Source organism: Pseudoalteromonas obscura (assembly GCF_030135505.1).
Lineage (GTDB): Bacteria > Pseudomonadota > Gammaproteobacteria > Enterobacterales > Alteromonadaceae > Pseudoalteromonas > Pseudoalteromonas obscura.
The window spans coordinates 565,507-581,217 of sequence record NZ_JASJUT010000003.1; the positions used below are offsets into that span (position 1 = coordinate 565,507).

General features: G+C 43.2%; 13 protein-coding genes. 5 read left to right on the forward strand and 8 right to left on the reverse strand.

What is annotated here, in order from left to right:
* Nucleotides 1-2 precede the first annotated feature (2 nt).
* A complete protein-coding gene (locus tag QNM18_RS10570) occupies nt 3-1,265 on the reverse strand; it encodes an efflux RND transporter periplasmic adaptor subunit (RefSeq protein WP_284137170.1) in 1,263 nt (420 codons plus the stop codon).
* Nucleotides 1,266-1,498: 233 nt separating this feature from the next.
* Here QNM18_RS10570 and QNM18_RS10575 point away from each other — a divergent pair, with 233 nt between their 5' ends.
* Nucleotides 1,499-1,972, forward strand: a complete 474-nt coding sequence (locus QNM18_RS10575; RefSeq protein WP_211010782.1) for a SixA phosphatase family protein — start codon at nt 1,499-1,501, stop codon at nt 1,970-1,972.
* 144 nt (nt 1,973-2,116) lie between these two features.
* Entirely contained in the window at nt 2,117-2,311 is a 195-nt protein-coding gene (locus QNM18_RS10580) for a CVNH domain-containing protein (RefSeq protein WP_023402106.1), read from the forward strand.
* An 83-nt stretch (nt 2,312-2,394) separates the two neighbouring features.
* Here the strand turns inward: QNM18_RS10580 and pdxR are convergent, their stop codons facing one another.
* Nucleotides 2,395-3,834, reverse strand: coding sequence for a MocR-like pyridoxine biosynthesis transcription factor PdxR (gene pdxR, locus QNM18_RS10585; RefSeq protein WP_284137171.1), 1,440 nt, complete (start codon nt 3,832-3,834; stop codon nt 2,395-2,397).
* A gap of 167 nt (nt 3,835-4,001) precedes the next feature.
* Between pdxR and QNM18_RS10590 the strand changes: the two genes are divergently transcribed.
* Both QNM18_RS10590 and QNM18_RS10595 read left to right on the forward strand, forming a co-directional pair.
* On the forward strand, nt 4,002-4,577 hold the full coding sequence (locus QNM18_RS10590; protein ID WP_211010778.1) for a GNAT family N-acetyltransferase: 576 nt from the start codon (nt 4,002-4,004) through the stop codon (nt 4,575-4,577).
* Entirely contained in the window at nt 4,574-5,167 is a 594-nt protein-coding gene (locus QNM18_RS10595) for an FMN-binding negative transcriptional regulator (RefSeq protein ID WP_284137172.1), read from the forward strand. Before QNM18_RS10590 ends, QNM18_RS10595 begins: the two co-directional genes overlap by 4 nt.
* Before the next feature lie 2 nt (nt 5,168-5,169).
* On the opposite strand, the gene QNM18_RS10600 is transcribed toward QNM18_RS10595, so the two are convergent.
* The 4 genes from QNM18_RS10600 to QNM18_RS10615 all read right to left on the reverse strand — a co-directional run bounded on the left by QNM18_RS10600 (nt 5,170) and on the right by QNM18_RS10615 (nt 11,737).
* The gene (locus QNM18_RS10600) at nt 5,170-6,999 is read right to left on the reverse strand and encodes a peptide-N-glycosidase F-related protein (protein WP_284137173.1); all 1,830 of its coding nucleotides are present in this window, start codon (nt 6,997-6,999) and stop codon (nt 5,170-5,172) included.
* A 199-nt stretch (nt 7,000-7,198) separates the two neighbouring features.
* A complete protein-coding gene (locus tag QNM18_RS10605) occupies nt 7,199-7,642 on the reverse strand; it encodes an Hsp20 family protein (protein WP_211010772.1) in 444 nt (147 codons plus the stop codon).
* Between the two features lie 249 nt (nt 7,643-7,891).
* Nucleotides 7,892-9,004, reverse strand: coding sequence for a response regulator (locus tag QNM18_RS10610; protein WP_211010770.1), 1,113 nt, complete (start codon nt 9,002-9,004; stop codon nt 7,892-7,894).
* Between the two features lie 156 nt (nt 9,005-9,160).
* Complete coding sequence (locus tag QNM18_RS10615) at nt 9,161-11,737, reverse strand: TonB-dependent receptor plug domain-containing protein (protein ID WP_211010768.1); 2,577 nt, start codon at nt 11,735-11,737, stop codon at nt 9,161-9,163.
* Between the two features lie 508 nt (nt 11,738-12,245).
* On the opposite strand from QNM18_RS10615, the gene QNM18_RS10620 reads away from it, so the two are divergent.
* The gene (locus QNM18_RS10620; protein ID WP_211010766.1) at nt 12,246-13,289 is read left to right on the forward strand and encodes a type III polyketide synthase; all 1,044 of its coding nucleotides are present in this window, start codon (nt 12,246-12,248) and stop codon (nt 13,287-13,289) included.
* A 73-nt stretch (nt 13,290-13,362) separates the two neighbouring features.
* On the opposite strand, the gene QNM18_RS10625 is transcribed toward QNM18_RS10620, so the two are convergent.
* Entirely contained in the window at nt 13,363-14,028 is a 666-nt protein-coding gene (locus tag QNM18_RS10625; RefSeq protein WP_023402097.1) for a GntR family transcriptional regulator, read from the reverse strand.
* 159 nt (nt 14,029-14,187) lie between these two features.
* A complete protein-coding gene (locus QNM18_RS10630; RefSeq protein ID WP_284137174.1) occupies nt 14,188-15,687 on the reverse strand; it encodes an aldehyde dehydrogenase (NADP(+)) in 1,500 nt (499 codons plus the stop codon).
* Nucleotides 15,688-15,711 lie beyond the last annotated feature (24 nt).

Sequence of the window (15,711 nt, forward strand, 5' to 3'; positions counted from 1 at the left end):
ATTTATTGTCTGATTAGCACTGAACTTGCATCGCTGAACGCATCATAGCCAGAGACGATGATTTCGTCACCCTCTTGAAGTCCTGCAATGATTTCAATGTCTTTTAAACTACTTGAACCAATTTTGATATCTACACGCTGCGCCACATTGTCATGCAAGCGATAAGCGATATATCCACCGGTATTTAAAAATGGGCCACGCTTCACTTTCAGCACATTTTGCTTACTTTCTAGTTGAATACGGGCATGTACTCGTTGATTCTGGCGAATACCAGAAATGTCTTGATTGGAAAACTTTACTCGGGTGGTCACTTCACGATCGCTGACCTCTGGCGATATGGCACTGAGTTTACCTTCAAACTCTTTTGCGCCAATACGCATGAGTACAGGCATAGACAAACCCAACTCATTGGCATAACTTTCAGGGACTTGCAACTCGACTTCATAGGCTGACAAATCAACCAATGTCATCAAGGGTTGGTTCTGGCTCACTGCCGATTTATTTTGCACCAATAAGTTACCAACAATCCCGTGCACCGATGCTCGTACTTGTAAATTGGTCACTCTGCGTTTTATTTCTTCAACCACAATAGCCTGACGCTCAACATTACTTTTGACAGAGGCAAGTTCAAATTTCAGCGTATCACGGCCGATCTCCGCTTCTTTTTGTGCATGAGTAAAGTTCAGCTTGGCGCGTGCAAACTCGTCCTGTGCTTGTTCCAGATCTATTTGGCTAATTAAGCTTGTCTTAATCGAAATCTGTGCTCGCCGATTCTCTCTTTCAGCAGCATCCAGCGTGACTCTGGCTAAATCTAAAGACTTTTCAAGCGCCAGAGCCTGACGCCGTGACTCTAATTGCTGCCTTTGCCATTCGCTTTCTAGACGCGATAATTCTGATTCTTGTTGTTTCAACTCACTGCTTAACTTGGGGCTATGTAACTGAGCAACGAGCTGCCCTTTATGCACACTGTCACCAGCATTTACATATAAGGTCGTCACACCTATTTCCGGGCTGTAAATGGTTGGCGCATGTGCTGCTACAATTTTGCCTTGGGCACCTACTTCGCGTACTAAATTGCCAAATTCTACTTTGGCAATATCTAACTGCTCTCTCTCGATAGAATGCTGTGCTTGTGGCGATAACTGCAACCACAACAACACCCCAAACAACGCCGCGCCCGCTCCGATTATGGAAGCTCTCTTGCGTTTATAAATTGGCCGCTTTTTCTGAACGCTTTGATCCTGTCCACTGGTATCTTTAATCATTTCAATCACTCATTTATATCCTGATGCATTGAGATATACCAATACCATGCCAAAAGTAAGCCATTGATTTATATTAACTTTATTTTTTATGGTAGGTAAAAAAGCGTCCGCGGACAGAAATTGTGTCCGCAGCGGACAGGTATTGTACTCGCTATGAAATCACTGATACGGGTGCGCCATAGAGCAGAACACGATATAGTACGACAGAGCACAAGAAGATAAGGAGACTCACTATGCGTACTGTATTAATTCTGCTTTTGGGCCTATTGAGCTTTTCAAGCTTCGCTATGCCAGAAAATATCATTCTCGTCAGACATGCCGAGAAACAAAAAGGCGTTGATCCCAGCTTGACACAGCAGGGGATCAAACGCGCGCACTACATCGCGCAAATGATGCTCCCCTATGAGCCTACAAAACTTTACTCAACTGACTACAACCGTACTAAAGCAACACTAGCGCCACTTGCTGATCTAATAGATACGCATATTTCAATGTATAACCCTGGGAAGTTAGAAGAATTTGCAGACATGCTCAAAAAACAGACAGGCACCATAGTCGTTGCAGGCCACAGCAATACAACACCCACTTTGGTTGCACTGCTAACTGGTCGAGCTGTCAGCATCGCTGAGGACGAATTTGACAAAGTTTTTGTGATCACATTTGAAGACGAAACCGGTAAATTAAAAATCCGCAGTTCAAATAGATAGATTTATTCAGCGGCTATTGCCCGTGTAATAATGTGTAATGTTTATAGCAGTTAATTCCCTTTATAGTGGACATCATCACTTTGTTGGAGCAGCTTAGTTTAGAACAAGCTGCATTGTCATTAACCAAAATGGAGTACTTGATAGATGTCTTTCATAACCCCCCCAGGCTCATATAAATCGAGTTGCCGTAATATCCACTTTGAGGGGATCCCTGGCGAAGAAGATTGCTATATCATCGCATTATGCCAAAAAGAAGATGGTAGCTGGGTTGAAAGCAGACTCAAATATGACATTGCAAATATAAACGGGCAACTTGCTTGGGCGCCTGATAGGAAATAAAGCATTCCCTTTTAAAAAAACATGCAATCATATGTCGATACAGTGGGCCTAGGCATGGGCCTTTTTTCCTGCTTAATTAGACCTCAAAGCAACGCAAACATCCGTTTTAGCCCCGCCGTAATATTCTCTGCATTTTGACCTGCAAACCCAAGCCGTATGTGGCTATATGACGCCTTCGGTGAACCACAAAATGCGTGCTCAGTCAGCGCATAAATGCTCGCCTCATGTAATTTATTGGGCAAAAAAGCAATGTCGCGCTTCAGGTCGACCCAAAAAGCCATGCCGCCATCTGGTTGTTTGAAGTCAATGTCATGTCCTTGGCTTTGAAACTGAGACAACTGCGCAGCCATTAAATCACAGCGTTGTTGATATAACTTAGTCATACGCCGTAAATGACGCTCAAAACACCCCGTTGCCATCCAATCTGCAATAGCCAATTGCAACAATACATCATTTTTATGATTTATTAGCTGTTTTAATCTTATCAATTGCTGTAATACGACAGGCGCCGCTGTGACATACCCTAACCGTGCACCCGCAAACATGATCTTAGAAAAAGTCGACAGGTAGATCACTATTTGAGCCGGATCATTTGCCGCGATGGGCTGTAACGGTGGACAACGATAATGAAACTCATGATCGTAGTCATCTTCAACAATAAACACCCCATGCTGTGCACACAACTTGTAAATCGCCAATCGGCGGGCAACCGACATGGTGATCGTGGTCGGGTACTGATGTAAAGGCGTTAAGTACACTAAACGTATATCCGCACGTGACAGACATTCTGCCAGTGAATCAACACACAACCCCTGTTCATCTTGCGCAATATCATGAATGACACCACCAGATGCAAGAAATGCTTGGCGTGCGGGGGGGTAACCTAACGCCTCCATCGCCACGCCTTGCCCTGGCGATAAAAATGCCTGTCCTACTAAAAACAAAGCTTCTTGAGAGCCGTTGCAAACTAAAACATCTTCACAACTCAGCCCGCGCCCTTTTCTTAAATATGCTTTTAGCTGCTCCCTAAGTACAGGCTCTCCTGCGGTATTTTGGTAATGAAATGCTGCCGCGTTACTGCTCCGGCAGATCCGGTTCATACTGCGCCTAAATTCGTCGAATGGAAAATGCTTCACATCGGGTAACCCACCAGCAAAATTATATTGATAGTCACTTAACTGAGTTGATTTTACTGCTGCCAGTGGGTTAGCAAATTGGGGCAATACTGGTTGATACAGCTCGTTTTTTAGTTCAACTTGTGCACTTTCCACCACAGGTAAATGCTGATTAACCTTGTAACCCTTTCGAAGCTCTGAGATCAGCCACCCTTCGGCGACCAAATTTTGCAAGGCCAACATGACTGTGTGCCGATTAAGACCAAATAGTTGCCCTAATGTGCGTGCTGACGGGAGTTTTTCTCCCGGTTTTAATTGACCACTTTGAATCGCTTCGCGCACTTGTTGAGCCATCTGAGCATGTTTAGCGGTTTTAACATGCTCATCGAGCGGACGACCTGTAAACATAATAAATTTGATAAATATCACGGTAGCCTTAGCGTATAAAAAACACACCTTACTGACAAGCTGGTATAGCAATTTATTTAAAACTGGTTGTTTTAACCTAACCAGTTTCAAGTAGGCTAAAACCTATCGCATCAAGCATGCTTTTCGCCATCATAAAAGGAGCCACCATGTTAAAAGCAATGACATTATCGACCAGTAAAGTAAGATTAGAGCCACTTTCCCAAGCACACCTGAGCCAATTGCAACAGGTAGGCCAAGCAGAAGAGCTTTGGCGCTGGGTGCCCAGTCGCTATTGCCAATCCCAAGAAGTCTTGCAAACTTGGTTTGAACAAACAGCACAGTTTGATCCTCAAGAACAAGTTGTGTTTGCGATTATTGACGCACAAACCAATCAAGTTGCTGGCAATACTCGAATTTTCAGATTAGATACGCACAATTTACAAGCCGAAATTGGCCATACTTTTATTGGTCTAGACTGGCAGCGCAGCCACATTAATACCCATGCAAAGTATCTTTTACTTCAGCATGCTTTTGAAACTCTTGGCTTGGTTCGCATTGAATTCCAGACCCATGAGCAAAATCACAAATCTCGCAGTGCCGTTGCAAGGCTGGGTGCTCATTTTGAGGGCATTCACTTAAAAAATCGAAAACTACCTGATGGCGGTTTTAGAAACACAGCACGTTTTAGTATCATCGACGATATGTGGCCCGATATTAAACAACGTTTGGAATCTTGGTTATGAATTATCCTGTCAAAACCTATGTGGAAAGTGACAATGATGCACTATTTGACGTCATTGAGCGCTTTCCATTGGCAACGCTGTTCTGCAAAGGCGGTGAAACGGCACCATCACATATATGTCACTTGCCAGTCAGCCTATGCAGAGATACTCTGACCATTTTTGGTCATGCAACAGGTGAAAACCCCATAAAGCATTTTATTTCGTCATCGATAGAGGTTGTGTTTCGCGGCCCGGATACTTATCTATCGCCCAAGCAAATCGAAGGTATAAAGTTGCCAACCTGGGATTATGTCACGGTACATTGTACTGGTACGTTGGAATCAATCGATGACTTTGAACAGCAAGTGCTCACCATGCAACATATTTTGAATGCCTTTGAAAACGACAAAGATCCGTGGCAGTTAAGTTCGGTGCCAGAAAAACAATTGAAGGCAATGTGTAACGCGCTCATATTTTTCAAAGTAAAACTCGATACTCTCACCGGGAATTTTAAGCTTAGTCAAAATAAAAGCGCTGAAACTCGGGCTGAAATTGCCAATCTTTTGTGCAACACCAACCCGCAAATGAGTCGCTACTACGACAAAAAATAAGCTTACAAGGCGCTGCCATCACAGTAGCTAACTGCATGCCAAGCATCGTAAGGCCCAGCTCTGTCAGGTGCAAAATTATAACTCCAATGACGCGCCTGATATATCACGCCCTGATAGGCAACTTGCTGCCCAGGAGTTTGATATGCCACATCTTTTTGCCAATCGCTTGCAGCACAACCACCAAACTCAAAACCTATTGTGATAGGAATGGATAGCTCGCGCCCAAAGTCAGCTTCTAGCCGAGTTACGTGAGCATCGGCTTTACCACTGTGATGCAGTTTAATTTCACCTTTGCCTTTTTGTTGATTAAAAAACGGAAATGCGAGTCCGTCATGTTCGCTGTCGTTAATTTTCAGTGTATAACATCCTGCGGGCACATCGAGTGGTAGTGCATGCCAAGCTGCGTTCGAAAACGTTGCCCATTGCTTTACGGTATTTTGGTCTCTATCGACGATCGATACACTGGTTTCTGCTCCTTGTTTTCCCGATAACAAATGCAATACGGCGCTTGTGCCTAGCGCAATAGGTGCCTTCATTTTCACCGTTTGGGTATTATTTATGCCCTGTTGATCTGCGGTGCTTCGCACAGCCACAGTAAGCTCAGAACCATTGGCAGCAAACCTTCCCATGTATGCTGTCGCAAAGTTAATTTGCTTAGTTTCTCCCGCTGGCAACTCTCCTTGCCAATAATATTGTTGCGCCTTTTGTCCTTCGACGCCATAGTCAAACCAGAGCTCATCAATGTCCGAATTGCCTAAGTTTTCAATTTCCACCTCTATTTCGCCACAAGACATACCAAAGCGATCTGGCATCGTAGCGTTAGGTTTTAAAATCCGCTTAAGTGCAATATCTTCCTTGAGGTCATAATCTCCGTATGTTACCAATAACGCATTCACAATATACCGAGGAGCATCTTTACCATATTGAGAAGGCTGCCAGCTGTATGCTTGCCAATCTAGGTCAAATTGAGCGCGCGTTTTGTCTGTAGAAACAGAAAAACTAAATGGCGCTACCGCTTCCCCTGGACACCAATTTGCGCGCGAAAATAAGTACGTTCCCCCCTGAGGGAAAGTTGCACTCTGATCGCAGTTATCACGCCATAAGTTTTGTTTGACGATTAGCTCATTGTCTTGACTGAGCGTGAAATAACGGTCACACCATTCTCCACATAACTCTGCTTTGCCTTCGGGGTTGTCGTAAGACAGAGCATGGCCGTGCGCCGACACTATCATCTTAATTTCAGCATGTATTTCACCCGCTTCAAATGTCACTGACTTAGCTGGCAGTAAATTGGCAAAATCCTGTGCCGTTTTATATGGCCAACCTTCAGAGCCCGACTCGTACAACGGGATCACCCTTTTCACTTGTCGATTGTAAAAACCCGGTTGAGAAATTAGCTTTGCGCTCACACCAAACGCACTTTTTTTGGCGCCCCACCCACCATAATGCACATTAAATGTGCCTTCACCACTTAATACCGGAGCAAGATGAGAAACATCAAAATAGTAGGTTCTGCGCCAACTGCGATCAAAACCGTGCATTCCTCTTTGCATATAGCCCGCATAAGGGGTGATCAAACGACCCATTTCATAGCGCGTGTCTCCTTGGTGCCACTCAAACCTCACGGTGTAATCCCAATCACTGCACCCTTGCTCTGCACACCCTAATTCAAGTTCAAGCATATGTCGTCCACTGGGATCTACTGGGGTTAAATTGACTGCAAAACGGTGGTCACCGTGTTGGGTAAATGAGGTATATTCTGTCAATACTTGCGTTTTAGCCACAGCTGCGAAACTCAGCCACACAAGAAATACGTAAAAAATCGATTTCATCACACAATCCTTGATTACAAAAAATTAACATAACCATACGGATTGCAAGAAAACATGTAAAGAGCAGCTGTTCCTTTTTTACCTAAATATTTAATTAAAAATGGAAGGGGCTTTTTAGCAACAAAAAAAGCCGCCTAGCGGCGGCTGGTTGGAAACATCAATAAACAAATAACAAGGAATAAGGGAAAAGTAACAGCGCTTAGTCGAGCAATTTATTAGCGCCGATTGCGATTTTTCGCGGCTTCATAGCTTCTGGTACTTCGCGTTCCAGATTTATTTTTAGCAAGCCATTTTCTAAATCTGCGCCAATCACTTTAATGTGATCGCCCAGTTGGAACTTACGTTCAAAGTTACGCTCTGCAATGCCTTGATGAATGAACTTTCGCTCTGCTGCGGCTTCTTTATTTTGTTTCTCACCTTTTACGGTCAGCGTGTTATTTTCCGACTCAAGTGACAGCTCCTGTTCGCTGAAACCTGCAACGGCCATGGTAATTTGGTACTTATCTTCGTCTAAGGCTTCAATATTATACGGTGGGAAACCTGACTGTTTTTCTGAACTTCTTTGCGCTGAATCCATTAACGTGGCCAAGTGATCTAGGCCGATAAATGAACGATAAAGTGGTGATAAATCTACTGTACGCATAAGTGTATCCTCATAAAGCGATATTGCACCTATTTTACTCTTCGAAAAGCAGAAAAATAGGCTTATTAAACAATGTATTAAGTAATTTTTCGGCCCCTTACGGCGACCTCATAACTATATCTATGGACAAGGGGAAATGATTTCAAGAAAAAATGCGAAAAAAAATTAATTTAATCTCTAATACACTGATTTTTATTATTTTTAAATTATCACTTTAGGGGCGCAACAGTGTTGCGCTCTTTTGTTACTTTAAAATAGGGTCGCATCAGAGGTGGTCATACTTTCTTTAAACAAAAAGCGTAACTCTTGTGGTGGCTTTTTCAAACTGCCTAAAATTGCGCTGATCTTCTCCGCGTTGTCGCCAAACGCTTCGACCATGCCTATCAAATCATCACTTGAACTGGCGATGAGTTCATCCAAATCATTTTCGTCTTGAAGGTCAAACTGTGAAATAAGACCCGAGTCAAACAATTGCTGTTTAAGGTTTGTGTTAGATTTCGCCTTTGTGTCTTTTAAACTCGCCAAGATCTCTTTGTTGGTTTTTTCAATCGAGAGTATTTGCTCCACCATCTCGGCTCTACGATTGAGATTGCAAATGGCCAGCTCCAACGCATCCATAACGTGCGCGCATATGTCACTTAACTCTCCAACGTTTTTAACCAATAAAATACTGCTTCGCCAGTTAAAAATCATAGGTCCATGATCAAACTGATGGACACGCTCAAAGTCTTCATGGTGCAACAATAACTCTTTCTCGAGCTTTGCGACGTTACCAGATGTACTGCGAAAAAGCGTTCTGTCTTTGAAATGAACGACAGCGCGAAGATCCAAGCTCGATAAGGTATTGATGAAGATCTTTTGTAGTACTTCAAGATCGCTACAATAGTGGGTCGCTTGCATAAACAACCCAATGGTTTTCATACTGGCATTTTGTCTTTGTAAATCCAGTAATAAACACTCTTTTTCAGCAATATCTGCGTGGGCTTCAAAATAGTCATGATCAGCTTCTAGAATTGCCACAACCTTGCTTTTAAGCTCTTCTGGGTGAGTTGTTTTGCACACATAATCGTTTGCCCCAATTTCAAATGCTTTCAAACGACAATCTGACGAGGATAAATTGGATATAAAAACAATGGGTGTGTGTCTCAGGTGCTCTACTTTCCTCAGCTCAGAGCAGGTTGCATAGCCATCCATACCCGCCATCACAATATCTAGTAAAATGACATGGGGTTTTAACTCAATGGCCTTTTTTAAACCCTCTTCACCACTAGATGCAACACTGACGTCATATTCCGCGAAAACCTGTGAGAGTAAAGTACGATATGTGTTGTCATCATCAATTACTAAAATTCGGACGCTCATCCCAACTCCAATTCATTGTTGCTTTCTCACAATATAGACGTTAAACGACATTACGTTACATTTAGCCCACAAATATTTAAAAAAAAGGGCTGCAAATACTGCAGCCCTTTTGGTCCCTCTACGGAGAGTGTGAAAAATGAATTTTTACCCTTGATATTAAAATTGGATGTTCATACCTGCGTATACATACCTCCCAAGAGTGTCATACGTGTAAGGGTCGGTATTCGAATCATTGTTTCCTGAGTAATAAGGGGGTTGCTTGTCAAACAGATTATTGATCCCACCTGTCAACTTAATCGTATCGCTTACAAAATAGCTCCCTGAAATATCGTGATAAACCATACTTGGTGTACTCGGAGCGTAACAACTCGTTGGATCCTCTAGGCAACTAAAACTATCCATACCAGATAAGTAGCGTACTTTGTAGTTGGCACTCCATGACTCTGCTTTAACCGCTAACGATAAGCTCGATTTAATATCCGCATAGCCGCCCAAGCCGGAAGTGATCAGCCCTGTGTAGTCGACCGTTTCTCCTGCCATAGTTACTGTACGCTCTTTCAAGATTGATGTATCCCAGCCTGCGCGCCAGTTTAAGCCAGCTGCATCAAAGCTATAAGCAACGTTGACGTCATAACCTTGTGTTGTTTCGTCACCAATATTTTGCAACTGGTTGTTAAACGTCGCTTTGCCATTAGAGATTTGCATGTTGGCTGAAGCACATACCGGTGAACTTTGATTGATCAACCCCCCATTACTATCAACACAATTGTCTATGATGTACTGGTTATTAACTTCACTAATCGCATTTGTAATGGCTATGTCGTAGTAATCTAAAGTCAGTGACAAACCTTCAACGAAACTCGGCTCGTATACTAAACCAAAGGTCAAAGTGTCTGCTTCTTCAGGAGTTAAGTTGGCATTGCCCCCCACAATCACTTCAGCTTGACTGTCTAACAAAGGATGAGAGATCTGCTCGAACGATGGTGATTTACCGCCGTATAATTCATCCACTGTAGGTGCTCGAAATGCCGTTGATTTCACACCTCTAAACATTAACTGATCGTTCAATTTCCAAGTGAAACCAAGCTTCCAAGTAGAGTCACTACCAAAGCTGGAGTAGTCAAATGCCCGAATTGCAGCGCTCAAATCTAGATTTTGCGCAAACGCTTTGTCTGCCAAAATAGGAATAGCAAATTCTACAAACGCTTCATTGACATCGTATGAACCACTAGTAGGCTCCACTTTAGGGTCATTAGCCAGACCTTGAGAGGTAAGTGAATCTGGCGTATACCACGCTTTTTCTGTGCGCTTTTCAATACCGGTTGCAAAGCCTAAATAGCCCGCAGGCAACTCTATAATATCTCCAGCCAAAGATGCGCTGAAGTTCAACATTTGGCTGCCCCCCGTATTTTGCTCGGTATACAAATAATCTGTCATATTGTCTGCTGACCAAGATGCCTGATCGAGTGGGTTAAAATTACCCAGCTCAATGTCTTCAGTCAAACTGCCAATATTGTGTAAATTTGATAACTGGTCGACAGAGTCATTGCGACCAAAATTAACGGCAACGTCCCAACTCCAATCGTTATCTAGTATGCCTTCAACACCAACAACCGTTCTCACTGTGTCAACAACCTGCGAAAAATCTCGTGTGCCAGTGTCTGTCATACGACGACGGTAGTGAACTGTATCACCGTACTCTGCACCATGTTCTAATAAATCATCCCCCATGGCTTCGGTATAGGTAAAGTCAAACCATACTGGTTGTGGCGCCATTTGCTGTTCTGACCACCGTTTCGAGTACATTGCCTCAGTGAACAATGAAGTATTGTCAGTCAATTCATAATTTAGCACGCCAGTAAGGTTTAACCTTTGCATGGGGGTGTACAAATAACTATCTGAAGCATAGTTGTACGGGTCCGTTTCAGGGTTATATTCCGCATAGTTACCCTCTTCGTCACCCTGTAACTCTTTACCATTTTCAAGATAAAGGTGACCATTTGGGGTAATTGTTGATCCACCACATGTCAGCGACTTTCCACCATCAGTCTCATTCAATGGGCATGACGAAAAGTCTCGATCTGCCTGGCTCGCAGATCCACGTTCCATGTATTGAACGCCAAACACCATGTTACCTCTGTCAAAACTAGTACCCACTGTCAGGTCGATATTGTGCTGCTCAGCATCCCCCTCACCAGATAAGCCAGTCTGAGCATTGAGCTCTGCGCCTTCAAAATCATCTTTTAGAATGATGTTTACAACACCTGCCACAGCATCAGTACCGTAAACTGCTGAAGCACCATCTTTTAATACCTCAATATGCTTGATCATGGCGACCGGAATAGTATTTAAGTCCACCGTTGATGCAGCCCCAGTCCCTGAATTAATCATTCTACGACCATTGACCAACACCAGTGTACGCTGTGCCCCTAACCCACGTAAGTTGATGCTCGCGTTACCACCTGAGCCGTTGTTTACTCCGGGGTTAGTCATGGCCCCTGCCGCAGCTGTGATGTCTTGTAATACATCATCGATCGTCACAGCACCGCTCGCTTGGATAGCATCAGCGCCAATAAACGTGACCGGGCTGGCAGTTTCCATATCAGAGCGTTTAATACGAGAGCCTGTAACTTCTATTTTCTCAATTTGTGCGGCCTGCTCATCTGCAAATACAGGGGTGATTGCACCTCCTGCCGACATTGCTATCGCTATACTGATCGCGGTTTTCTTCATAGATACTTTCCTAAATTGATGTTGGTTTTACTTGCCATGGCGCTTGACTCGACATTAGAGCGAGAAAAATGAATGAAAAATTAATAAAAGCGCAATAAAGACTCAACTGACAATTTTTACTCAGAAAGTTATTTAAATTTTGGCCTTTAAAGTTATAAAAAACTTAAAATACAATAACTTAAAAACAATGAAAAGATAGGAAAAGATGCGTAAAGATGCGTTTTCGGTTGTAAATCAATGTTACTTTCATTGATTTACAGGTAGAACGTAAGATTTAACACTCAAAATAAATGCATAACACGCAACAATCATCCCCCTCAAAATTGAACGTACTTTGGCTCTAAAAACAAATCATCCAAACGCAAAAAAGTTAAAATTATAAACCCTTTAAAATCAATCATTTAAGCCAAATTAAAACAAATAAATTAAAACTCTTTAAAAAAATGTGAAATAAAAGAAAGCGGCGTTAGGTCTTGCTTAGTGTCACTCAATTAAGGAGAAATTAGTCATGACAACTTTAAGTAAACCAGCAACTTACTATCCAAATTATGAAGTAAACGCCGATGACATCATGACGGTTATCGAAATTTGCCACCCCGACAGCCCGCACAAAAAACGCGCTTTTGATATGATTCAAAATGCACAAGTAAAAAAAAGACATCTCATCATGCCTTTAACAGATGTTGTCAAACAAGGTGACTTTGGAGAGCGAGCCAAAGTATATCAAGATGCGGCCATAGAAATGGCGGAAAATGTCGCGCGTGAAGCTATCCACAATGCCAGACTCAACGTGGATGAAATTGATATGGTTATCGCCACTTCATGCACTGGATTTATGATGCCTTCTTTAACAGCACATCTTATCAACCGCCTGTCACTTAGGCCGGATACAAAGCAGATCCCGATAGCACAAATGGGCTGCGTTGCTGGCGCATCGGCAATTGGTCGTGCATTTGAATACTGTGAACACCGCCCGGATAGAAACGTATTGATTGTGTGCGTTGAAACGTCCTCACTGTGCTTTCACAAAGAAGCTGGCCGCCTACAAGATTTTATCAGTAACTCACTGTTTGCCGATGGCGCCGCTGCTGTTGTGATGCGCGGAGACGATCAGATTTCGGGGCTGCGGCTAACTCACAACCAAAGCGTCACAATTGAAGACACCATGCCCTACATCGAATACCAGTTAACCGACAAAGGATTCAAGTTTTCTCTGGACAAAGATGTAATGCATTCAATTCCACATGTTGCGCCTTACTTGCAGTCATTTTGCAAAGACAAATTGGATATCGATGCCAATAATGTCGACAATACGATTTTTCATACTGGCGGAAGGCGCATATTAGATGAACTAGAGCGCTGCTTAGATCTGGCACCTGAAAAAGTTAAACATTCGCGGGCATGCTTGGCAGAAACAGGCAATACATCGAGTGTTGCCGTAATTGACGTGCTGCGCCGAACTTTTGATCATGCAACCAAAGGAGACACCAGTTTACTTGCTGCATTTGGACCAGGATTCACCTCAGAAATGAGCGTAGGAGTATGGCAATAAGCGAGCAATAAAAGTAAGACGGGCGATAAGCCATTTTACTCATCAAACTGAGCTAAATGGCTTGCCATAATCCTTACGCATCTTCTTCAATTTTCAATAAAAGTGCTTTGATGCCGTCTTTTGCGTTTAGAATATGGCATTTTAAGTATTCACACGCACCGTCAATGTCTTTGTCACGGCATAATTGCAACAACTGCCTGTGTTCTTCGGGCGCAGTGTTAATGCCGCCTGCCAATAAAATATGCATACGCACATAACGTTCAGAGTTTTTGCTATAAACAGCAACGAGCTCTCTTGTTTGGGGACGATTTGCGCGTCCATACAACTTGTTGTGAAACTCAGTATTGAGTTTGCCTGTCGCTAATTGAGAGTCCCCCGCTTCAACGGCGTCTTCTAAATCGGCTAAAATCGCTTCCGCTTCCAATAAGTCGCGGTTGGTTAAATGCGTGATTGAGTGACGCAGTAATTCAGCTTCTAACAAGGCACGCAAATCAAATATTTCATCAATTTGATCGGCACTTAAGCTGGTTACCGTAGCGCCTTTATGCGCTTCAAAATTCACTAAGCCTTCCGCTTCTAATTGCAGCAAAGCCTCACGAACTGGAATACGGCTCACATTAAGCTCTTCGGCGAGTGCAGCTTGACGCAAAGGCTCTCCAGCTTTAATTTCACCGCTTAAAATTTTGTCTCTAATCGCTTCGGCAACAAGTTGAGTTCTAGTTTTATGTACAATCGCCATAGGGTTAATCAAAAATTTACAGTGGCTTACATTATACGTAGCTAAATCTAAATTGCACGTGAGCCACACTTGAACTTTGCTAAGTTAATCCAATAATAAAGTCTACTTAGTAAAAAAGTAGACTTTATTGAGTAAGAATAGATACCTACCCCTACTTTACTATTGGTCACCTTGCACGCATAACGGACGTAAGAATCGCGTCATTGCTTTAGTACCAACTGAAGTACTTCTTACATCAGTAGAAGAAGGGAAAGGTCCACCATGATTCATAGACATACACACTTCTACACCGGTAGGCGCTTGGCTGTAAATAATACGCCCAACTTTAAAACTCAATGCCTCAATCAGCTTCGCTTGCTCCTTCAGCTCTTGAGTTTCACCGTAAATACTCGCCGTCAATTGACCTGCTAATCCGTCAATGGCCAGCAATAGTTCATCATAACTTCTGTATTTCACTAGTAAGGCACAAGGTCCAAACACCTCTTCTTGCAAATCTACATCCTTCACAAAATCTTGTATATCACAGGAAAACAAATGCGCAGACGCATGATAGTCCTTCGTCTGTGGTCCTTTTGCTAGCAGCGACACTGCATCGTGCTCGTTCAGCGCAGTAGTACTGCGATTGAAAGCCTGTAAAATTCCCGGTGTGAGTAAAGTATCCGAAGGAGTCGCCTCTATCGCTTTAATAGCAGCGTCGACTAAATTGTCATCTTCACTCGGCACAAACCAAACGCCTGGACTTGTACAAAACTGTCCATGGCCCATCGCCATAGAGCTCACCAATTGAGTCGCTAACACGCCACCTTGTTTTTGGCTGTAATCTTGTAAAACAATTTGCGGGTTTACACTACCAAGCTCGCCATAAAAAGGAATGGGCTCAACCCGTTGATGAATTGTTTTAAGCAGCGCATTTGCCGCCCCTAAAGAACCTGTGAACCCTACTGCTTTAACCATAGGTTCGCTCACCAATTGATGAGAGGTCTTGTGTTCGCTGCCCTGTAGCATAGAAAACAAGCCGTCAGGCATGGCACACTTTTCAATTGCACTCGCTATTGCTTTGGTCATTAATTCATTCGTTGCGGGGTGCGCTGGATGAGCTTTGACAACGACGGCACAACCGGCCGCGAGGGCTGAAGCAGTATCACCACCGAGAGTAGAAAATGCGTAAGGGAAATTTGACGCACCAAAAACGGCAACAACCCCAACAGGTAAATAAGTCAGCGCCGTTTTAGGTTTTGGAATTGGTGTTCTTGTCTCATCACCTTCTTCCGCACAGCTCAGTTTCAACGGAGCTAAATCTTGCTGTAATACATCAGCAAATACACGCAGCTGATTTACCGTACGCATACGCTCACCTTCAAGGCGCTGACGAGGTAAATTAGTCTCTAGCATGGTTGTTTCAATGAGAATATCGCCAAGCGCTAAGATCTCATCTGCGATGGTGTTTAAAAACTCGCTACGCTGCTGATTTGAAATACTTCGATATTGCTTAAAAGCTGCATGCGCGGCATCGGTAGCCTGTGAAATTTGCTCGTCCGATACCTCATAAAAGCGAGTCGGTAAATATTCATTCGTGCCAGGACAAAACCCTTGAAAAACGTTACCTTGGTTGTTCTCAAGCCATTGTCCAGCAATATAACTTAAACCTGTAAATGTCATGATTGCCTCCTGTTTTTTGATGTG